19 protein-coding genes are annotated in these 21,877 nt (G+C 44.9%); 12 read left to right on the plus strand and 7 right to left on the minus strand.

The window, feature by feature from the left end; all coding sequences use genetic code 11:
* Positions 1 to 5 precede the first annotated feature (5 nt).
* The 8 genes from VYM24_RS15850 (at position 6) to VYM24_RS15885 (ending at position 5,638) form a co-directional block, all read left to right on the plus strand.
* Complete coding sequence (locus tag VYM24_RS15850) at positions 6 to 1,286, plus strand: nucleotide sugar dehydrogenase (RefSeq protein ID WP_291553697.1); 1,281 nt, start codon at positions 6 to 8, stop codon at positions 1,284 to 1,286.
* Positions 1,287 to 1,289: 3 nt separating this feature from the next.
* Entirely contained in the window at positions 1,290 to 2,282 is a 993-nt protein-coding gene (locus VYM24_RS15855) for a glycosyltransferase family 2 protein (protein WP_291553694.1), read from the plus strand.
* Positions 2,269 to 2,802 carry an acyltransferase gene (locus VYM24_RS15860; protein WP_291553692.1) on the plus strand — a complete coding sequence of 178 codons (534 nt, stop codon included), beginning with the start codon at positions 2,269 to 2,271 and terminating at the stop codon, positions 2,800 to 2,802. Before VYM24_RS15855 ends, VYM24_RS15860 begins: the two co-directional genes overlap by 14 nt.
* Before the next feature lie 5 nt (positions 2,803 to 2,807).
* The gene (locus tag VYM24_RS15865) at positions 2,808 to 3,398 is read left to right on the plus strand and encodes a sugar transferase (protein ID WP_291553690.1); all 591 of its coding nucleotides are present in this window, start codon (positions 2,808 to 2,810) and stop codon (positions 3,396 to 3,398) included.
* A gap of 105 nt (positions 3,399 to 3,503) precedes the next feature.
* Positions 3,504 to 4,643, plus strand: a complete 1,140-nt coding sequence (locus VYM24_RS15870; RefSeq protein ID WP_330940385.1) for a DegT/DnrJ/EryC1/StrS family aminotransferase — start codon at positions 3,504 to 3,506, stop codon at positions 4,641 to 4,643.
* Positions 4,644 to 4,716: 73 nt separating this feature from the next.
* Complete coding sequence (locus VYM24_RS15875) at positions 4,717 to 4,902, plus strand: hypothetical protein (RefSeq protein WP_291554892.1); 186 nt, start codon at positions 4,717 to 4,719, stop codon at positions 4,900 to 4,902.
* Positions 4,899 to 5,048 (plus strand): hypothetical protein, encoded by a 150-nt coding sequence (locus VYM24_RS15880; RefSeq protein ID WP_291554889.1) that lies wholly within the window; start codon positions 4,899 to 4,901, stop codon positions 5,046 to 5,048. Before VYM24_RS15875 ends, VYM24_RS15880 begins: the two co-directional genes overlap by 4 nt.
* Before the next feature lie 284 nt (positions 5,049 to 5,332).
* Positions 5,333 to 5,638, plus strand: coding sequence for a hypothetical protein (locus tag VYM24_RS15885; RefSeq protein ID WP_291537451.1), 306 nt, complete (start codon positions 5,333 to 5,335; stop codon positions 5,636 to 5,638).
* A 99-nt stretch (positions 5,639 to 5,737) separates the two neighbouring features.
* On the opposite strand, the gene VYM24_RS15890 is transcribed toward VYM24_RS15885, so the two are convergent.
* Positions 5,738 to 7,540, minus strand: a complete 1,803-nt coding sequence (locus VYM24_RS15890; RefSeq protein WP_299093239.1) for a hypothetical protein — start codon at positions 7,538 to 7,540, stop codon at positions 5,738 to 5,740.
* Between the two features lie 12 nt (positions 7,541 to 7,552).
* Complete coding sequence (locus VYM24_RS15895; RefSeq protein ID WP_330940386.1) at positions 7,553 to 9,439, minus strand: FISUMP domain-containing protein; 1,887 nt, start codon at positions 9,437 to 9,439, stop codon at positions 7,553 to 7,555.
* Between the two features lie 179 nt (positions 9,440 to 9,618).
* Here VYM24_RS15895 and nuoF point away from each other — a divergent pair, with 179 nt between their 5' ends.
* Genes nuoF through VYM24_RS15910 form a run of 3 tightly spaced genes read left to right on the plus strand, consistent with a single transcriptional unit; the run spans position 9,619 to position 13,810 of the window.
* The gene (gene nuoF / locus VYM24_RS15900; protein WP_330940387.1) at positions 9,619 to 11,526 is read left to right on the plus strand and encodes an NADH-quinone oxidoreductase subunit NuoF; all 1,908 of its coding nucleotides are present in this window, start codon (positions 9,619 to 9,621) and stop codon (positions 11,524 to 11,526) included.
* 20 nt (positions 11,527 to 11,546) lie between these two features.
* The gene (locus VYM24_RS15905; RefSeq protein WP_289123297.1) at positions 11,547 to 13,313 is read left to right on the plus strand and encodes an NADH-dependent [FeFe] hydrogenase, group A6; all 1,767 of its coding nucleotides are present in this window, start codon (positions 11,547 to 11,549) and stop codon (positions 13,311 to 13,313) included.
* Between the two features lie 20 nt (positions 13,314 to 13,333).
* Entirely contained in the window at positions 13,334 to 13,810 is a 477-nt protein-coding gene (locus VYM24_RS15910) for an NADH-quinone oxidoreductase subunit NuoE family protein (protein ID WP_330940388.1), read from the plus strand.
* 96 nt (positions 13,811 to 13,906) lie between these two features.
* Here the strand turns inward: VYM24_RS15910 and hydF are convergent, their stop codons facing one another.
* The 5 genes from hydF to VYM24_RS15935 form a co-directional block, all read right to left on the minus strand.
* The gene (gene hydF, locus VYM24_RS15915) at positions 13,907 to 15,088 is read right to left on the minus strand and encodes a [FeFe] hydrogenase H-cluster maturation GTPase HydF (protein ID WP_299093230.1); all 1,182 of its coding nucleotides are present in this window, start codon (positions 15,086 to 15,088) and stop codon (positions 13,907 to 13,909) included.
* A gap of 53 nt (positions 15,089 to 15,141) precedes the next feature.
* Complete coding sequence (gene hydG / locus VYM24_RS15920; protein WP_299093228.1) at positions 15,142 to 16,560, minus strand: [FeFe] hydrogenase H-cluster radical SAM maturase HydG; 1,419 nt, start codon at positions 16,558 to 16,560, stop codon at positions 15,142 to 15,144.
* Positions 16,561 to 16,582: 22 nt separating this feature from the next.
* Positions 16,583 to 17,620 (minus strand): [FeFe] hydrogenase H-cluster radical SAM maturase HydE, encoded by a 1,038-nt coding sequence (hydE, locus tag VYM24_RS15925; RefSeq protein ID WP_330940389.1) that lies wholly within the window; start codon positions 17,618 to 17,620, stop codon positions 16,583 to 16,585.
* A gap of 76 nt (positions 17,621 to 17,696) precedes the next feature.
* Positions 17,697 to 19,157 carry a monomeric [FeFe] hydrogenase gene (locus tag VYM24_RS15930; RefSeq protein WP_299093225.1) on the minus strand — a complete coding sequence of 487 codons (1,461 nt, stop codon included), beginning with the start codon at positions 19,155 to 19,157 and terminating at the stop codon, positions 17,697 to 17,699.
* A 158-nt stretch (positions 19,158 to 19,315) separates the two neighbouring features.
* A complete protein-coding gene (locus VYM24_RS15935) occupies positions 19,316 to 20,311 on the minus strand; it encodes a quinone-dependent dihydroorotate dehydrogenase (RefSeq protein WP_330940390.1) in 996 nt (331 codons plus the stop codon).
* Between the two features lie 293 nt (positions 20,312 to 20,604).
* Between VYM24_RS15935 and VYM24_RS15940 the strand changes: the two genes are divergently transcribed.
* On the plus strand, positions 20,605 to 21,789 hold the full coding sequence (locus VYM24_RS15940) for an iron-containing alcohol dehydrogenase (protein WP_330940391.1): 1,185 nt from the start codon (positions 20,605 to 20,607) through the stop codon (positions 21,787 to 21,789).
* The last annotated feature ends 88 nt before the right edge of the window (positions 21,790 to 21,877 follow it).

The following is a 21,877-nucleotide window of genomic DNA, read 5'->3' on the forward strand; positions in this document are numbered from 1 at the left end:
ATAAAATGAATTCAATTAAGATTGCCGTAATCGGTCTCGGTTACGTTGGGCTTCCTTTGGCCCGCCTCTTTTCTACAAAGTATAAAACAGTAGGGTTTGATTTGAATCAACATCGTGTGGATGCCTTAATGGCCGGTTATGATTCTACATTGGAAGTGTCAGATGAATTGTTGCAGGATGCCATTAAAAATAATGGTTTCTTGTGTACTACAAAACTGGAAGACATTAGAAATTGTAATTTTTATGTAGTGGCCGTTCCCACGCCTGTTGATGTCAATAACCGTCCGGATCTGAAGCCATTATGGGGAGCCAGCGAAACGGTTGGCAAGGTTATTTCGCAAGGAGATATTGTGGTATATGAGTCCACGGTTTATCCTGGTGTAACGGAAGAAGAGTGTCTGCCTGTTGTAGAAAAAGTGTCAGGGTTGAGATTTAATGTCGATTTCTTTGCCGGTTATTCTCCGGAACGTATTAACCCGGGAGATAAGGAGCACACTGTAGAGAAGATTAAAAAAGTAACTTCCGGATCAACTCCTGAAATTGCAGACATTGTGGATAGTGTATATAATTCAGTTTTGGTGAACGGTACTCATAAGGCTCCAAGTATTAAGGTGGCAGAAGCCTCTAAAATCATAGAAAACTCTCAGCGGGATGTGAATATTGCCTTTATGAATGAATTGGCGAAAATATTCAATGCAATGGGTATCGATACGAACGATGTGATAGAGGCTGCCGCTTCCAAATGGAACTTCATCAAACTGAAACCAGGATTGGTGGGTGGACATTGCATTAGCGTAGATCCATATTATTTGATACAGAAAGCACAGGTCTATGGTGTACTGCCACGGGTGATGTCGGCTGCCCGTAGATTGAACGATGGCATGGGGGATTATGTCGCCAATCAAGTGATTAAACTGATGAATAAAAAAGGTGTCATGGTGAAGGATGCTAAAATATTGCTGTTAGGTATCACATTCAAGGAAAATTGTCCGGATATTCGTAATACAAAGATTGTGGATATTTATAGCACTCTGTCTGAATACACTCAAAACATTGTCGTATACGACCCGTGGGCGGATGCAGCTAAGGTTGACCGTGAATATGGTATTTCTCTTGCAAAAAACTCTTTGGAAGAGTTGTGTGGGGAATTTGATGCTGTTGTGTTAGGTGTAGCTCATGATGCTTTTAAAAATGAAGACATTCGCTCTTTCTTAAAAAACACGAATGGTGTAGTATATGATGTAAAGGGCGTTTTGAATAGAGAAATTATAGACGGAAGACTGTAGGTTATGCTTTCTGTTATTTGCCCCATTTATAATGAAGCAAAATATATTGATGTGTGCATTCAATCTATTTTGCTTCAAGATTATCCCAAAGAGGATCTGGAAGTGTTGTTTGTGGATGGCATGAGTAAGGATGGTACTCGCGACATAGTGTGTGGCTATTCTAAACAATACCCTTTTATCCGTTTGCTGGATAATGAAAAGCGCATAGTTCCGATAGCCATGAATATTGGGATAAAGGCATCAAAGGGGGATGTTGTCATGCGTTTGGATGCTCATGCGCAATATCCACCAAACTATTTCTCGGTATTAACGAAAGCGCTGAAGGCTTTGGATGCTGATAATGTTGGAGCCACTTGTCGGACGGATGTACTTAATAAGACACCTAAATCTTTAGCCATCAGAGAGGTGTTAAGTAATAGGTTTGGTGTCGGAAATTCCACATTCCGTTTAGGGGTTGACAAGGTGCTGGAGGTGGACACTGTTCCTTTCGGGTGTTGGAAAAGGGAGGTCTTTAATAAATATGGTTTCTATGATGAACGTCTGATTAGGAATCAGGATATAGAGTTGAACAAGCGTATAGTACGTGGAGGAGGACATATTTATATTGTGCCTGATACGTATTGTGTTTATTTAGCCCGTGAAACATTCAAAGGGTTGGTGAAGAATAATTTCGGAAATGGGAAATGGAATATATTGACTGTATATTATACTAAGCAAATAAAATCTCTTTCAATAAGGCATTTTATCCCATTGCTGTTTTTGTGTTCTTTGGTTTTACCTCTATTTTTTTCTTTCTTTTTTCTTCCATTTCTCTATTTGTCATATTTTTCTTTGCTACTATATTTATTAGTTATTTGTGGGATAAGTTTGGTTGTATCCATTCGTAAAAGACTCAATGTTTTTTATTTATTCATTACTTTCGTTTTCCTACATTTATCTTATGGATATGGTTCGTTAACGGGAATTTTAAGTTGTATTCATAATGGAAAGAATTGATTGTAGAAGTCATAAAGAAACTCTTTTTTCCTGGATATGGAGGAAAACTCATAAGGAAAACTTATCTCCTCCTTATTATTGTTATTATTCTCTATTTACTATTGTTTCAAAACCCATAAGAAAATGGTTTTCTGCAGTGTTGATACCGACTATTCCATTTTCAAATTTGAGGGTACAATGTTATAGATGGTGTGGCTACAAAATAGGTAAAAATACCTTTATAGGGATGCGTTGTTATTTGGACGACATGTGTTACGATATGATTGAAATAGGAAATAATGTGACTGTTTCTTATGGAGTATTTTTTGCTTGCCATGGTCGAAAACAAGGACATAACAAGTTGCTGATAAAAGATGGTGCTTATATTGGAATGAATAGTTCTCTAATTGCTCGGAGTGATGAGGGATTGATAATTGGAGAAAATTCAGTGGTTGGAGCTTGTAGCTTGGTTAATAAATCAGTTGCGGATGATTCTGTTGTGGCTGGCATTCCAGCTAAAGAAATAAGCAAAAGTAAGTAGGGCATATGTTTTTTAAATCTCTTTTCGACCATGGAGCCTCTTTCTTCGGTCTAATCTTTTTGTCCCCTGTCTTGTTGATTGTAGCTTTCCTGATTCGCATCAGGATGCCAGGCGGTCCTGTCATCTTCAAACAAAAGAGGGTGGGGCAATACGGGAGCCTATTTACCATGTATAAATTTCGTTCGATGTCTATCGATCATTCGGGGAGTTCTGTTTCCGTGAAAGGTGAGAGCCGTATCACTCCTTTGGGGGCGAAGTTGAGGAAGTACAAGCTGGATGAATTACCAGAATTATGGAATGTGCTAATAGGCGATATGAGCTTTGTGGGGCCTCGTCCCGATGTGCCGGGATATGCGGATAAATTGCAAGGAGATGATAGGAGGATACTTTTTTTAAAACCAGGTATCACAGGGCCTGCCAGTTTGAAATACCGGAATGAAGAAGAATTATTGGCTGAACAGGAAGATCCTCAAAAATACAATGATGAGGTACTGTTTCCTGATAAAGTGAGAATTAATATAGAATATTTGGATCACTGGTCTTTCTGGAATGATATTAAAATCATTATTTATACAATATTTGGAAAAGATTTGTAGTATCATAAAATGGTTATTTGTGCCCTATTATCTATGGCATAAATAACCTTTCTTTTTATACTCTTACTTTTCTATTTATCGTTTTCTTTTAATCATAATAATTTAATGGACAAGAGAATTTATCTTTGCCTTGCTCACATGAGCGGCAAGGAGCAGGCTTTTATAAAGGAAGCTTTCGATACTAATTGGGTTGTTCCTTTAGGTCCCAACGTGAATGCTTTCGAAGACGGACTGAAACATTTTGTAGGACAGGATAAGGAAGTTGTTGCTTTGTCTGCGGGTACGGCGGCCATCCATTTGGGATTAATCCAACTTGGTGTAGGAGTCGGTGATGAGGTTATCTGCCAGTCGTTTACGTTCTGCGCGTCAGCCAATCCTGTAGCTTACCAGGGAGCTAACCCTGTGTTTATCGACAGTGAGGAGGATACCTGGAATATGGACCCTGTTTTGCTGGAAGAAGCCATTAAGGACAGAATCTCGAAGACAGGTAAGAAGCCGAAAGCTATTCTTCCTGTTCATCTTTACGGTATGCCTGCCAGAATTGATGAGATTTGCGCGATAGCCGCTAAATATGAAATCCCTGTGTTGGAGGATGCTGCAGAGGCTTTGGGTTCTGAGTTCAAGGGACAGAAGTGCGGTACTTTCGGTACCTTTGGCGTCCTGTCTTTCAATGGCAATAAGATGATCACGACTTCGGGTGGTGGCGCTTTGATCGTTCCTGATGAAAGCACCAAGAAGCAAACCATGTTTTATGCTACGCAGGCTCGTGAACCTTTCCCTCATTACCAGCATGAAAAGATTGGTTACAATTATCGTATGAGTAATATTTGTGCTGGTATCGGTCGTGGTCAGATGACTGTATTGGATGAGCATATTGCGCATCACCGCCATGTACATGCGCTTTACGAGAAGGCTTTTGAAGGTGTGGACGGTATTACTTTGAAATCTAATCCTGATGGTCGTTTCAACGCTAATTATTGGCTGTCTACTATTCTGATAGATCCAGTGAAGACCGGTACTACCTATGATGAGGTCCGGTGTAAACTGGATGAACGGGGAATTGAGACCCGTCCCTTGTGGAAACCTATGCATTTGCAGCCTGTCTATGCCCATAATCCTTGTTATGTGAATGGAGTTTCTGAACGTTTGTTTAATATGGGTTTATGTATTCCTGCCGGTCCTTGGGTGACGGATGAAGATGTGGCTTATATTGTAGAGCAAATAAAAGGCTGTTGCAAAAAGTAGCAGTACAAATTATTGAATGATTATTAGGATAATCCAATGTTGTAAATTTACTTTACAGGAAATATATTGAGATATGGGTAAGTTTAAAGTATATAAGGAACAAGAACCGATACAGCAGAAAGCAAGTGAGTCTTTTGTTGCTTATTCAAAGATTGATCCTAGCATTGCTACCAGAGAACGGGACAATATAAAATCTGCAATTTCTGGTGAAGAATTATTGGATAGACTTCGCCCTCGTATAAAAGTCTTGTTTAAATGAAAGTTGTATTTGCATCTGAAGTTGAAGAGGATTTATATGAACTTATAGAAGTGCTTATTGAAAAAGAGTACTTAGGAACTTATCCTTTTGTTATTTCTTATGTAGAGGACTTAATTTCTGATATTCAACAAAACATATTTTATTAAGTATATTACTAATAATCACGTTTCCAGTCAGTATATTTTATAGACTATTTTGTAGGAGAAAGAAGAGTCGCTATCCACATAAGGATGGTGGCTTTTTTTGTTTGTGGATCGATTTCCACATAATTGTGGAAAAAATACTCAAAACAGAAAAATATTTTTTATTTTATAGTTGTTCAAGTAGTTGATATATAGCTAAATATAACTTTGATTATAGCTTTGGCATGCATCTTGCACTATATTATGTGAGAGCTAACAAGAAATGTTTAACTTAAACAATTAGAATTATGAAAAAGTTATTTTTAGCAGTAGCATTGGTAATGGGATTGGGTACTTCAGTAGCATTTGCTAACAACATGGTATCAGATGTTGAAATCGCAACGATGATCAACGAGTTTAAACCGATTGATGTAAAAGAACTCCCGCAGGCGGTTCAGGATGCCATCAAGGAAAACTACTCCGAAGCAACCATCAAAGAGGCAGCCGTTGAAGTTGCTGAAGATGGGACTAAGACTTACAAGGTAACATTGGTGGATGCAGCCGGTACTGAGAATCCGGTTCTCTTCAATGAAAAAGGAGAGATTCAGAAGTAATAGGTCTTTATTTATATCATAGTAAAAGGGAGGGGCAGAAATTTGATTTACTCATATCTGCTTCCTCCCTTTTTACTTTTATTTACTATTTGTATCTTTTTACATCGGTAAATTGGCAATTATGTTTTTTGAACATATTGGTAATTTACCTTCCTGCCCCATGTTTACGAATACTGTGGCGCAGAGTACTGTCCATTGGTCGCCATAAGTCATGGTACTGCTATGACTATAACCTAAACAATGCCCGTATTCGTGGAACATAGCTTGTCGGGGATAGTTATGAGGATTGGACCCCAGCGGTGTTGCATCAAAATAGACTCCGGTATAACAGTAGTCTGCTAATCCGTAAGTGTTGCCGCCTCCCAGACCGCCGACACCTGATACACATCCCAATACGAGTCCTCCATGGCTGCGGATTCTCTGGCGTAATGCATCCAGATTGATGGCATTTCCTCCGTTATCCTTCAGTTTGCCTTCATATTTGTTCATTTCTGTGTTAAACTCTTCGGAAGAGAACATGAAAGCCATATTGATGGCCAATGCCACCCCGTGACGACATAATAATGGATTCATGTGCCGCCAGTAAGCGTGTCCGTTGTCGGCTGAATAAGCTGAGAAACGGATGAACCACCGGCTGTCTATCTGCTCTATCTTCTTCATATACGGGTCTTCCGTCCGGATAATAAACGTGACATCGTCACCGGAAAGTTCCGGTTGTGCAGGTATCACTATCTTTCTGCCGCTGCTGGTGGTGAAGGTCCGGTCGGAACTTACAACGGGCAGCGGGAAAGTGGCTTCCATGAAAGGATAGATCGCATCGAAATGTGCCAATTCAAGGAATTCGGTACTGATTTTATTGAATCGGCATAGAATCGTCACATCATGAATCGTAACCGGTGAGAAGAATTTAACTTGTAATTGATGTTCAGCCGAGATAGATACTTGTAACGGTGCGTTTGCATAAAAGGAACGGTGCTTGCTGTCATAAAAGATGTTTCGTGGCTCGTTGGCTAGAAACATGGTGTCGGTTCCGAAGCGGGAGAAATCTTCCTCGCGGATATAAAGCAATCCGTCCAGGCTTTCCGGATGCCGGTAGTCAATGCTGATGTGGGATATACGGCCTGCCTCGATTTTGCAGTTACTGAAGCGGTATTTGTTTACAAACGATGTGCCGTCACTGCGGCTTGACTCGATATTTACAACTCCGGAAAGTGCCTCTTTACTGGGCAATGAGTAAAATGAACGGCTTTCCGTGATGTCGTATGATTCAATACCTTCTGTGCCGGAATATTCGCCATTGGCACCGAGACCGGTATATATTCCTTCGGCATTATCAAATGTGATGTCGATTTTGCGGATAAAACGCCACATATAATCGGACGAAACGTTCAAGTCTACATCAACTCTGCCTACACATCGCTCCAATGTCACCGTCTGCGATTCCGCAGCTTGTTCCTTGCCGATGTGCAACTCTATTTTTTTGTAAAAGTAGACATTGTCAAGGGGGGCTTTTGCCGCCTGATTCAGCAGCCAGGCATCCGACAATTGCTCGGGTTCGTTGATCGTCGCATCTGACTCCGCACTTGTGGTAGCTAGGAATACAACCGTATAGTCGCCGTATTCCAATCCTTCAATGGTCAGTTTGGAGAAGTCTGCTTCCAGCTTTTGATACAGCGGTTTGAGTATTTCTTCCCGGTCATCGGCAATGGCATACCACATGCGGGCAATCTTTTCTTTTTCCCCATTGCGTGTCTGTACGGCAGTGCCGTCTTCCTGCAATCCGAGAAGAAATGTTACCTGACCGGAGGCAGGCGGCATGAGGCCGGATTCCTGCTCAAGCTCATTTGAGCAACTTGCCAGCAGCAATGCCAGAAATAATAGTATGATTTTTGCAATCTTCATAGAATTCCTCCTTTATTTTTTTACACAACGTAAGGATGCAAACGCTTCCATCTGCAATTGTCTTTCGGAAATGGCAGTGGTTTCCTTACCTTCAAACGGCAACCAGTAAGTCCATGCATAGCCACCCGGACAGCCGTTACGTTCGCTTGTCCATAACACGGCTCTTTTTCCGAAAGCCGGATTATTGGTGGCAGATTTGTCGCCTTTTCCGCCTGCCAAGGGGATGATAAGGTAACGTCCGGTATCTTCTGAAGTAAATTTCACATAGTGTTGCGTTCCTGTTACACCGGTCGGGGTAGTCAGGGTTCCTTCGCCAATGTGGAGTGTAGCGGTTATTTTTTCTCCGTTTCCTGCTGTATAAGTGCCGGGGATTTCCTGTCCTTTGGGGAGAAGGGAATTCAGTTCGTTGCGGGTTGGCACACGGTAGCCTTCCGGACAAGGCATGTGGGTATCGTTTTGCCAGGGTATGTCGGCTGTTTGGTTACCCAGATTGTTTGAGGGGTTGTATCCTTGCCAGGGAACATACATATACTTCCGTCCATACTGGAACAAACCACCGATACTGCTGCCCCAACCATTATGGTACATCTCCTCAACAGTAGCACCGTCTAAGGGGTATACTTGGTCTTCCAGATCCCGGCTGCGTGCATTGAACGCCATCCAAATACTGCCACCCATTTCAACGGTCTCAATCTGCTTGTCGCTCGGAGCCACACGAATTTCTACATAATCATAAGAGCCGGTCAGCAAAGCATTTTTTAAATGTACCAGAATTGTATACCCCAGCCGGCCACTGCCTTGTGCGGTCACCGATACATTGAATGCCGACACTATGCCTTCTGTCTCTTCGGATACCGACATCCCGCTGAGATTCACATCATTGCCAATACCCTCGGTGCCCGATATGTCAATCCGGGTGTCGGAAACAAATGCCAGCTTCATGTCACTGACTCCTGTGGCGGGTACCTCTACTATATTATTCTCATAATCTACTGTTACTCCTTCCGGAATCTTGGATTGGGAAGCACTAAGCAGGATACGGTGCTCCGTATCTGGTTTCCCGATAATCGTTTCGCCTTCTTCCCAAGGCTTGATTTCGAAGATTCCTTCTATTGTAGCACCTACGTTGAGTACTGACAATTCGTAGACTTTGTTACGTTCTATACTGGGTAATTGCATCTCCAGTCTGATGGGGATTTCATCGTATGTACCACGCAGGATGATATGTACAGGACGGGTACTTTCGAAAATGCGGAATATTCCCTGTTGCTCTCCACCGAAAGCGGGATTAAATTTCTTTGAATACTTTACCGTTTTATCTGATGCGGAAGTGTTTTCGATGAACGGATATGTTTCAGCCGGAGCATCCTCCACGATTACTTCTTTGATTAATGTTTTGCTGTCTGCCGTGGTGTTCAAGTCTATACGGGCTACACCGCGTTTCATGCCGACGTTGATTTCCTGACCACTGCGTGTTTGGGGAGTACTTTCCAACTCAACGATTGCAGCCATAAAGTCAGGAGCTGAATTATCATGCAGTCCTTCACCGATGGTCATATTGCGGAATTCTTCCTCGGTAATGTTTCCTTCCTGGACCGGAAGTGCCACTCCGGTGAGGAAGTATAGCCGTGAACCGCTGAGTGCGGAAATGCTGGACTGGCCATTGGATTCGGGAGTCAATTGTTGCATTTTGTACAGGTTGCCATCGCTGAACTGGAAAACAGACACATCCCGTATCTCCTCAGAAGAGTCTGAACCGGAAGTCGTAATACCTTTTACCACTACTGAATAAGCTTGTTGTTTGCCTTCTCCCTCAGACGGTGCATCGTCTGAGCAGGCGCCTAAAAACAACGTTCCGAGCAAGGCGGAAACGATGATCTTTTTGTAAGGGTGATTCATGTTTTTTGTAAAATGTTATATTGAATATTGATACTTCTTTCGGATCTTTTCCGAAAGCGGGTGCAAAAATATATAATTTTTCAATATGAGAAATTCTCTTTCCTGTAATCTTCATTACTTTCCTTTTGTAATCTCAACTCTTTTTGTATCTTTGTTCTCGACCCCAAATCTATTACAAAATGAAAGTACTAACTATCCATGATCTGAAAACAATCAGGAAAAGGGCAGAAGGCACGCTCTTGCTACGCGAAGAAAGCAATGAGGCGGTTACGGAACAATGCTGTGGGTTGGCATTGGGAACCGGGCATTTGCAAATCCTGATCTGTGGAGGTACAGGTTGCAAGGCATCCGACAGCCACATCATTGCTGAACGTCTTCAGCAAGCACTCGAGAAAAATAATATTGCCGACAAGGTGGACATTATCACTACCGGTTGTTTCGGCTTTTGTGAAAAGGGACCTATCGTAAAGATTATCCCTGATAACACGTTCTATACCCAGGTGGTGCCTGATGATGCCGACGAGATAGTCGGCGAGCATATCATCGGGGGACGGAAAATAGAACGGCTGCTCTATATCGATCCGAAGACGGAGAAGACCGTCAGCGACTCCAAGCACATGGATTTCTATCGGAAGCAGATGCGTATAGCACTGCGTAACTGCGGCTTCATCGATCCGGAAAACATTGAAGAATACATTGCGCTGGATGGGTATATGGCCTTGGCGGACAGTCTTCTCAACAAAAAGCCGGAAGAGGTGATAGACGTGATAAAACGTTCCGGACTTCGTGGACGTGGTGGTGGTGGTTTCCCCACAGGGAAGAAGTGGGAATTTGCCCATAAGCAACAGGCCGACATGAAGTATGTGGTGTGTAACGCTGACGAGGGTGACCCCGGTGCTTTTATGGACCGTTCCATCATGGAGGGTGATCCGCACTCTATTGTTGAAGCAATGGCAGTTTGTGGTTATTCTATCGGTTCTCCCAAAGGATTGGTATATATCCGGGCGGAATATCCGTTGGCTATACAACGTTTGAAGATTGCTATTGCCCAGGCACGCGAATACGGTTTGCTGGGTAAGAATATATTCGGTGCGGACTTTAGTTTCGACATTGAAATACGTTATGGTGCCGGAGCATTTGTGTGCGGTGAAGAAACTGCGTTGATTCACTCCATGGAAGGAAAGCGGGGTGAACCTACTTTGAAACCTCCTTTCCCTGCCGAAGCCGGTTATCTGGGCAAACCTACCAATGTGAACAATGTGGAGACGCTTGCCAATATTCCTATCATCCTGACGAAAGGTGCGGAATGGTTTGCGTCTATCGGCACGGAACGCTCGAAAGGAACGAAGGTGTTTGCGCTGGCCGGGAAGATTAACAACGTAGGTTTGATTGAAGTGCCGATGGGCACCACCCTGCGTGAGGTGATTTATGAAATTGGAGGCGGCATCAAAGGAGGGAAGAAGTTCAAGGCGGTACAGACGGGTGGACCTTCGGGCGGTTGCCTGACGGAGAAGCATCTGGATACGCCGATTGACTTTGACAACTTGCTGGCAGAAGGCTCGATGATGGGTTCCGGTGGCATGATCGTGATGGATGAAGATGATTGTATGGTTTCTGTGTCACGCTTCTATCTCGACTTTACGGTGGAAGAATCATGCGGAAAATGTACGCCTTGCCGTATTGGCAACAAGCGCCTGCTGGAACTGCTGAACAAGATAACCGAAGGACGAGCCACGATGAAAGATTTGGATATACTCTCTACATTGGGAAAGGTGATAAAGGATACCGCCTTGTGCGGGCTGGGACAGACTTCCCCCAATCCGGTACTGTCTACGCTCAATAACTTTTATGATGAATACGTGGAGCATGTGAGGGATAAAACCTGCCGTGCGAAGCAGTGCAAATCATTGCTGGCTTATACTATCAACCCGGAACTGTGCATCGGTTGCCATCTTTGCTTTAAACATTGTCCGGCGGATGCCATTCTGGGTGATGTGCGCAAACCGCATGTCATCAATCCGGACAAGTGTATCAAGTGTGGCATGTGCATGGCACGCTGTAAGTTCAAAGCAATCAATGTAGTTTAAGGGAACTAAACTGAAAGAAAATGGAAGAAAAACAAATAACCCTGCAAATAGACCGCCATTATATCACCGTGCCCGAAGGCTCGACTATCCTGGAAGCCGCACGGAAAATCGGTATAGATATACCCACCCTTTGTCATATTGATTTGAAGGGCACTTGCGTTAAAAATAATCCGGCCTCGTGCCGCATCTGTGTCGTGGAGGTGGAAGGACGCCGTAATCTGGCTCCCGCCTGCGCCACCCGTTGCACAGAGGGAATGGTGGTGCGTACCAGTACCCTGCGCGTGATGAATGCCCGCAAGGTGGTGGCTGAACTGATACTTTCGGACCATCCGAATGATTGCCTTACCTGTCCGAAGTGCGGCAACTGTGAGTTGCAGACTTTGGCGCTGCGTTTCAATATCCGGCGGATGCCTTATAATGGCGGAGAGCTTTCGCCCCGTAAGCGTGAAGTCACTTCGTCCATTGTGCGGAATATGGATAAGTGCATATTCTGCAGGCGTTGCGAGAGTGTATGTAATGAGGTGCAGACAGTGGGGGCGTTGGGAGCTATCCGCCGTGGTTTCAATACGACGATTGCTCCGGCTTTTGATAAGATGATGAGCGACAGTGAATGTACTTATTGCGGACAATGCGTAGCTGTTTGTCCGGTAGGGGCATTGACGGAACGCGATCATACTAACCGCCTGTTGCTGGATTTGGAAAATCCGGATAAGATTGTTATCGTACAGACTGCTCCGGCTGTTCGGGCGGCTTTGGGAGAAGAGTTCGGACTGCCTGCCGGGACATTGGTAACGGGAAAGATGGTGTACGCCCTTCGTGAATTGGGCTTTGATTATGTATTTGATACAGACTTTGCCGCCGACCTTACCATCATGGAAGAAGGTGCCGAGATATTGAATCGCCTGACACGTTATATGAATGGGGATAAATCGGTTCGCCTGCCTATCCTGACTTCCTGTTGTCCGGCATGGGTGAATTTCTTTGAACATCATTTCCCCGATATGCTTGATATACCTTCTACGGCACGTTCGCCACAACAGATGTTCGGTAGCATTGCCAAGACATTCTGGGCGGAGAAGATGGGTATTCCGCGTGAGAAGTTGGTGGTGGTATCTATTATGCCTTGTCTGGCAAAGAAGTATGAGTGCGACCGCGATGAGTTTAAGACAGATGGTAGTCCGGACGTGGATTATTCTATTTCTACCCGCGAGCTGGCACGGCTTATCAGACGGGCTAACATAGGTTTCACGTTACTGACGGATAAGGAGTTCGACCAGCCGATGGGAGCTTCGACGGGTGCCGGTGTCATCTTCGGAACCACCGGTGGTGTGATGGAAGCAGCCTTGCGTTCGGTTTATGAGATTTATACCGGGCGGACATTGGAGAATGTGAACTTTGAGCAGGTACGTGGCCTGGCAGGGGTGCGCCGTGCAACGATTGACCTGGATGGCTTTGAACTGAAAGTGGGTATTGCCCATGGTCTGGGTAATGCACGCCATCTGCTGGAAGATATTCGCCACGGGCGGAATGAGTATCATGTGATTGAGATTATGGCATGCCCGGGTGGCTGTATCGGTGGTGGCGGACAACCTCTGCATCATGGCAACTCGGAAGTGCTGTATGCACGTGCCAACGCACTGTATCGGGAAGACGCACAGAAACCTTTGCGCAAGTCGCATGAGAACCCGTACATCAAGACGTTGTACGAGGAATATCTGGGTAAACCGCTGAGTGAGACTGCGGAACGGTTGCTGCATACGCATTATTTCAATAAGGCGATTGATTAACTTATTAAAACGGAGAAACTATGTCAGATATCAAATTAGCCTGTGACGTTGCCGAACAAGTGCGCGCTATTTGTGACAAGCATGGCAACCAGCCGGGCGAACTTATCAATATACTTCATGAAGCGCAGCATCTGCACGGCTATCTGCCAGAAGAGATGCAGCGCCTGATTGCTGCGAAGCTGAATGTTCCGGTGTCGCGTGTGCATGGTGTGGTAACATTCTATACATTCTTTACGATGACTCCTAAAGGTAAACATCCTATTTCGGTGTGTATGGGAACGGCGTGCTACGTACGTGGTTCGGAGAAATTGCTTGAGGAGTTCAAGCGCGTGCTGGGTATCGAAGTAGGGGAGACTACACCGGACGGGAAGTTTTCACTCGACTGTCTGCGTTGCGTAGGAGCGTGCGGACTGGCGCCCGTAGTGATGATTGGAGAGAAGGTGTACGGCAGGCTTCAGGCGGTGGATGTGAAGAAGGTGCTGGAGGAACTGGAATAGCTTCCGTTTTAAGGAAGCAGTTGGCGGTAACCTAAGGAGAGAGTTTATTATAAAACGGTATATAAACTCTTCCCTTAGGGAGCTGGGGGGCTTCCCTTAGTACACGATCTTGTTCAGTATGCCATTGAGGTGGGCAATGGCCACCCCGTAGTTCGTCATGGGAACTTGTTGCGCACGCGCCCGGTCGATGCGGCTAAGTACGTATTTCCTATTGAACATACAGGCGCCACAGTGGATAATCAAATGGTATGGGGATAAATCTTCTGGAAAATCAGTTCCGGAGACAATATCTATCTGCAATCCTTCACCTGTTCGCTTACGCAACAGGCGGGGGATTTTTACTCTGCCGATATCCTCTGTCAGTGGAGCATGCGCACAGGCCTCGGCTATCAATACGCGGGATTGTTCCGTTAGTCGGTCGATGGCGAATGCACTTTCTACATAATAGTGTATATCTCCCTTGTATCCGGCAAAGAGCACGGAGAAAGAAGTGAGCCGGCTTTCAGCCGGTTTTTGTCCGTATACGGTGTGGAATACTTGCGAATCTGTGATAATTAATTTGGGGGGATTGGCAAGTGCGCGTAGTGTATCTTTCAACTTATCTGTGGTACAACTCATAACCAGACATTTCTTGTCCAGAAGTTCGCGGATTGTCTGTACTTGCGGAAGGATAAGTCGTCCTTTAGGTGCCTGAAGGTTCTGGGGCATGACTAACACCACTACATCGCCTTCTACTACCAGGTTCCCGGTGATGGTTTGTTCTCCGAAATCGGCAGGTAACTTTTCCAGAATGGCGTGGTGAATAGCTTCGATACCTGTGCCGTCTTTGGCACTGACGATGATGGGAGGTTGCCCGCAACCGGCTTTTATCTGCTCTGCTAACTCTGTAGTATCGGGGCGCGCGTCAGCTTTGTTCAGAATCAATATGACAGGGATGCCTCGTTCCTTCAATCGTTGAAGCCATTCCTGCTCCTGTGCGTCTCCGGTTTCACAAAGCAACAGGGCAATGTCGGTTTTTCCAATTATTTTCAAGGTGCGTTCTACGCGCATTTCTCCCAGCTCGCCTTCGTCATCGAAGCCCGGAGTGTCAATAAGAAGGCACGGACCGAGTGGATGAATTTCCATTGCTTTTGCCACAGGATCAGTAGTAGTGCCGGGAGTAGGGGAGACTATAACGGTATCTTGCCCTGTCAAGGCGTTGACAAGACTGGATTTTCCACTGTTTCGCCGTCCGAAGAGGGCGATGTGCAGGCGGTTGGCATAAGGAGTCTGATTCATTAGTCTCAATATTAAGGGGTTAATAAATGGGGATTTAGCGGGCTATGCCGTGCCTAAAATCTGAAATCTCTTTTCCCTTTCTCTATCTCATGTAGGTTCCGCAAGGCTATTTCCCGGATTTTCGGATTCGGGATGCGGTCCATCTCTTCATGAATGAGGCGGATACCTTTTTCCCGGGTTTCGGATGAGGCGTAATCTTCCAGATATTCTTTCAGAGTCATCAAGGCATTGGGCTGACAGCAATTCGCTATCTGTCCCCGCTTGACGAGAGACATGAAACGGTCACCCGTCCGCCCTTCACGATAACAAGCCGTACAGAAACTGGGGATATGTCCCAGATCGAGCAGCCAGTTTACAACTTCATCCAGTGTGCGGCGGTCGCTGATATCGAATTGGGCCGAGTTCTCTTCTTTCGTTTCCGGTACGGCATATCCGCCTACGCTGGTACGTGAGCCGCCACTGATTTGTGAAATACCTAATTCCAATACCTTGCGCCGTACAGTTTCCGATTCACGGGTGGAAATGATCATTCCGGTGTAAGGCACTGCAATGCGGATTACCGCAACGAGGCGGCAGAACATTTCATCAGAAATGGCATTGGGGAAATCTTTTGTTTCAATATCATCCGCCGGGCAGATACGGGGTACACTGATCGTATGCGGTCCGACACCGAATGCCGCTTCCAGATGTTCGGCATGCATCAATAATCCTATGAAATCGTACCGATAGGTATTCAACCCGAATAATACACCTATGCCTACATCGTCGATACCACCTTCCATGGCACGGTCCATAGCTTCGGTGTGATAGGAATACTTGCTTTTAGGGCCTGTGGGGTGCAAGGTCTCATAATTCCCTTTGTGATAGGTTTCCTGGAAAAGAATGTAAGTACCGATGCCTGCATCTCTCAGCCGGCGATAGTTATCTACCGTTGTGGCGGCAATATTCACGTTTACCCGCCGGATGGCACCATTCTTATGATGAATACCGTAGATGGTCTGAATAGATTCCAGAATATAATCGATGGGGTTGCGTAGCGGGTCTTCGCCGGCTTCCAGTGCCAGACGTTTGTGTCCCATATCCTGCAAGGCAATTACTTCCCGGCGTATCTCTTCCTGTGATAATTTCTTGCGGGCGATAGTGCGGTTCTTTGCATGATAGGGGCAGTAAACGCATCCGTTCACACAATAATTGGAAAGGTATAACGGGGCGAACATTACGATGCGGTTGCCATATAGTTTTTGCTTAATATCTCGTGCCAGATGGAAGATACGTTCCGTCAGGTCGGGCTGGTCACATTCTAACAGTAGAGCGGCTTCACGATGGGACAAACCTTTGCATGAGGCTGCCTTTCTGAGCAGATTCTCAATGAGGGCGCGGTTGTCTTTATTGGCGCGGGCATAGTCCAGCGTATCCAGTATCTCCTGGTGATCGATGAACTCTTCTGCCTGTTTTGAACTTACATTATACATGGTGCTAAATTAAGTATTAATTTCAATTGAAATAGTCTCCTCTTTCTTTCGATATCCGGTATCCGATAACCGTCAGTTTTTCTTCTAATTGTTGTAAGCCTTCTGCGGCTTCGGCTCCCAAAGAGGCTTTGTTATCATAAAGTGAGTATTTGTTCCGTTGTTCCGGGGGAGAAAGGTTTGGCATTACTACGTTGGCTCCTGCCAGTATTCCGCGTTCCCGTCCATCCGGTGCAAGCGTTGCTAATGCTGTGGTAGAGGGTAATAATACCTTCGGATGCATTAACCGGAAGATAGAAAGAAGTTTCAGGGTCATTTCCATGCTTCCCGGCGGGCATGCTGCAAACGGGGTATCGTGGTGAGGAATAAAAGGACCGATTCCTATCATTTCAGGATGAAATCGCTCTATAAAAAGGAGGTCTTCCACCAGATGATCGGTGTTTTGTCCCGGACTGCCTACCATAATACCTGTTCCTGTCTGATATCTTATTTCTTTCAGCCATGCCAAACATTGCAGGCGTTGTCTGATAGACATCTTATCGGGGTGCAGATGATGGTAATGCTTTTCATTATGTGTTTCGTGGCGGAGCAAATATCGATTGGCACCCGCCTGGAAGAAACGCTCGTAAGTCTCACGGGACTTTTCTCCTAATGATAGTGTGATGGCGCAATCCGGAAACTCACGACGTATAGCCGTAACAGTTTCAAGGATAAAACCATCTTTTACGGAGGATGTTTCACCACCTTGCAAGACGAAAGTCCGGAAACCGAGGGTATATCCTTCACGACAGCATTCCAGAATATCCTCCCGGGTCAACTCATAACGGAGGACAGATTGATTTCCTTTACGTATGCCGCAATAATAGCAATTGTTACGGCAGTGGTTGGTTATCTCAATCAGTCCACGAATAAATACCCGATTGCCAAACTGCTCAAGTGACACCTCCCGTGCCTGCTCCTGCAGATACTTTAAAGTATCAGCGTCCTGGCAAAGGAGTAGTGCTTTATATTCTTCAGCACTTAGCGTCCGCTTGTTATGTAATTGATCAATCAAGTTCTTCATGCTATTTATTTTTTCATCCGCAGATGACACGGATCACACGGATTTTTTCTCTCCGTGCTCTAGCGCTACGCTGGTTTCAATACGTCTTTTCCTGTTTTGCCAACTCTTGTACAAACTGACGTTTACCTGCGGCAATCTCATTGTGTGTACAAGGTCCGGTGATACAACCACCTTCACATGCCATCACTTCTATAAATTGCCCCGGTGCTTTGCCCGATTTGGCATACGCCCGCAATGAACCGATGGTTTTCTTATCCAGATTAGCTACTTGGATGGCATTGATTTTGTCAGCTTCTTCTTTCAGATAGGCTTTTACAGCTCCCATTACGCCACCAGCCTGGGCAAATCCATGTGCCTCGCGTACGGATGCGAACGACATGGTATAAGGCTGCGATTGCTCCCACTGAATATCCAGTCCGTCCAATACAGATGCCACTTCTTCGAAAGTCATAACAAAATCTACGGCTTCATCCCTCTGGGCCTCTTTACGTTTGGCTACGCACGGACCGATGAAAACTACTTTAGCATCCGGATGTTTCTCTTTAGCAATGCGTGCTGCATAATACATCGGTGAACCTGTACCTGAAACATAAGGTTTCATGCCCGGAATATGTTTGTTTACGAGTTCTATGTAGGAAGGACAACAGGAAGTAGTCATAAACTTCTGTCCTTCTTCCAACTTCTCTATCAATTCGTGTGCTTCGTTGCTGACCGTATCCATAGCTCCCTGAGCCACTTCGATGACATCAGTGAATCCCACAGCTTTGAGTGCGCCATATACCTGTTCAATAGTAGTCTTGAATTGTCCCAGGATAGACGGTGCTACAATGGCCACTATTTTTTCTCCTTTGCGTATCTTGTGCAGGATATCGAATACCTGTGACACTTCGAAAATTGCTCCGAACGGACAAGCGTTGAGACACTTTCCGCAATAGATACATTTACTTTCGTCAATGTGCTCGATACCTTTCTTATCCTTGCTGATGGCTTTCACCGGACAAGCCTCTTCGCAAGGTACCGGGATATAGACAATAGCATGATAGGGGCAGCTCTTGTGGCAAATACCACAACTGATGCATTCATCATGGTCTATCCATGCCTGTCCGCTTTCCTTTACATGGACAGCTTTCTTCGGACAGTTGGTCTGGCAGCTACGGGCGGTACATCCGCGGCAAAGGTTGGTGATTTCGTAATTGATTTGTACGCAGGCGGAACATGCTTCATCAATCACACACATGATGTTATCTTTCGGTGTTCCGTTTTCTGCACGGTCCAGTGCATGTGCTGCATACTCTGATAATGGGGTTAATTCATCTTTTTCATCTTCCATATCCAGTCCCAGCAACGGCAGTGATTTGTATTTCCACACGGCGCGTTCTTTATGTACGCAGCAGCGTCCTGCATGTTTTGACCTTCTCGGACTCAATTCAATGGGAAGACGGTCTATTTTCTCTACAAGTTCGTTATCCCTCCACAGTTTTACCAGCTCTGTCAGCAATCTGTGGCGGACAATCATAATGTTGTTGGTAAATGCCATAATATTTATTATCGGATTAGTTAGTCGGTAATTACGGTGCAAAGATAACGATTGTTTTTTCTTCTTTATTGTATTTTATAAATGTCTTTTGTATGATCTCGTTAATTAGTTTCTAACCACTTTTACTTTATCATATTCTGTTTTTAAGAAAATCTGTTTTAATGAATTGCTTTGATTATGTTCTTAACAATCGCCGGACCTTCATAGATGAAAGAGGAATAAATCTGTATCAGGTTGGCTCCTGCTGCCAGCATCTTCCTGGCATCTTCAGGAGTCATAACACCACCTGCACCTATAATCAACATACCTTTCTCGCTGTGGGAACGCAGGTATTTTACGGCTTCAATGGATTTTTCTCCAATCCCTTTTCCACTTACTCCACCTGCACCGATAGCTTCCAACTGAACGGGAGTGTAAGGGAGGAGATTCGAACGGTCCATTGTAGGGCTGGTAGCTATTACTCCTTGCAGTCTGTAGGTTTGGATACAGTTGAGCACTGCGTCCAATCCTTCGGTAGTAATATCGGCAGGTACTTTCAGAAGTATAGGACGATAATTTTTCTGTTTATTTCGGAAAGTGGTGAGTGCTTCCAGGACTTTATGCATCGTAGTCACTTCTATGGAACCCCAGTTCAGTGTGAAGTAATCCGCCAGACTATACAGACCAGCATATAGTCTCAAGAAATCATTCACGGCTTCTTCTTTTTCAGATTGGGGATTCTTATTGATATTGATGCCGAGCAAATATGCATCGGTTTTGTTTTCTAAGTTACGTTTCACAATGTCTAATCCGGGGTTGTTAAATCCTGTCCTTGAAATCAGTGAATCAGCTTTCGGCAGGCGGAAAATGCGCGGCTTTGGATTGCCTGGCTGGCTGTCGGGTGTCACGGTTCCTACCTCGATAAAACCAAATCCGAAATCGGCAAGCTCGTTGAATACTTCTGCACCTTTATCAAATCCGGCAGAAAGTCCGACTCGGTTTTTAAAAACGAGCTGGTTCCAGATCAACTGTTTATCCGTAGCTTTGTAATAGTTGCGTATCCAGGAGCGCACGAATGGCAAATGGCCGTAGCATCGCAAAGCCGAAAGTAGGAGAGAGTGTACTCTCTCGGGGCTCAACAAAAAAAGTAACGGACGAATAATTTGCTTATACATGATATATTCTGTTTAATTCGTTACAAAACTATGCCATTCTGCCCGGATATCCTATTCATACTCTTTTATCAGACATAAAGAAAAGTTATATTCTGAATGGATAGGAATAGGGAACGAGAATGATAAGTAATCATCAAGTATATATAGAAGAAAATAAAAGATGAAGAAGAGTTTGTCGTGCAGGATTAAAGAAGTGTGAATAATTCCTTTGGCAGGTTATAACTCCTATAAATCTTGTATCTTTGATATTAGTGTTCTATCTTTGTATAATAACCAAGCAATCATATCGAACAATGAGAGACTTTACTTATTATGCTCCTACGGAAGTAGTGTTTGGGGCAGCTTCGGAAGAGAAAACAGGAAAACTGGTGAAACAATATGGTGGAACGAATGTTCTGGTACATTATGGTGGACAGAGTGCTGAGCGCTCCGGCTTGCTCGACAAGATTTGCCGGGCATTGGAAGCAGAAGGTATCACCTATGTTAAATTAGGTGGGGTAGTGCCTAATCCCCGTTTGTCGATGGTGCACGAAGGTATTGAGCTGTGCCGGAAAGAGGGGATTGACTTTATTCTGGCTGTGGGCGGAGGTAGTGTCATCGATTCTGCGAAAGCCATTGCCTTTGGTGTGCTTTATGAAGGGGATGTCTGGGATTTCTATATGGGCGAGGCAAAAGCAAAAGCTTGTCTTCCGGTGGCTGCCGTACTGACAATTCCGGCGGCAGGCAGTGAAATGAGCAACAGTACCGTAATCACCAATGAAGATGGTGACTTGAAGAAAGGATATTCCAATGACTTATGCCGTTGCAAGTTTGCGGTGATGAATCCGGAACGTACCTTTACGTTGCCCAACTATCAGACAGCTTGCGGCGTGACGGACATCATGATGCACACGATGGAGCGTTACTTCTCTCACGATGATGACATGACTGTGACCGATGCTGTGGCCGAAGGCATTCTTCGCACCGTGAAGGACAGTGCTTTTGAAGTACTGAAAGCCCCGGAGAATTACGCTCACCGTGCGCAGATTATGTGGGCCGGCAGTTTGGCACACAATGACCTGACGGGATGCGGAACTACCGGAGATTGGGCTACACACCAACTTGAACATGAACTAAGCGCACTCTTTGATGTGGCTCATGGTGCAGGTCTGGCAGCTCTTTGGGGAAGTTGGGCGCGATATGTTTATAAAGAGAATGTGACGCGCTTTGCACAGTTTGCCGTAAACGTGATGGGAGTGTCGAATGATTTCAAATCGGCTGAACATACGGCTTTGGCGGGTATTGAAGCCATGGAGAATTTCTATCGTGCTATCGGAATGCCTGTCAGCATCTGCCAGTTGATAGGGCGGCAGGCTACGGATGAAGAAATCAGGATGATGGCGGATAAGTGCAGTTCCGGCGGAAAGGGAACGACAGGAAATTTGAAGATATTGTATCGTGAAGATATGGAAAACATCTATCGGATGGCAAATAGATAATATTTTCGCGGCACTTATTGTTTTTCAAATGAATTTTCGTTATCTTTAGGGGCATATATCAAATTGGGGGTAATAAAAAAGTCCTGAC

Origin of the sequence: Bacteroides sp. MSB163 (assembly GCF_036416795.1) — a bacterium.
Lineage (GTDB): Bacteria > Bacteroidota > Bacteroidia > Bacteroidales > Bacteroidaceae > Bacteroides > Bacteroides maternus.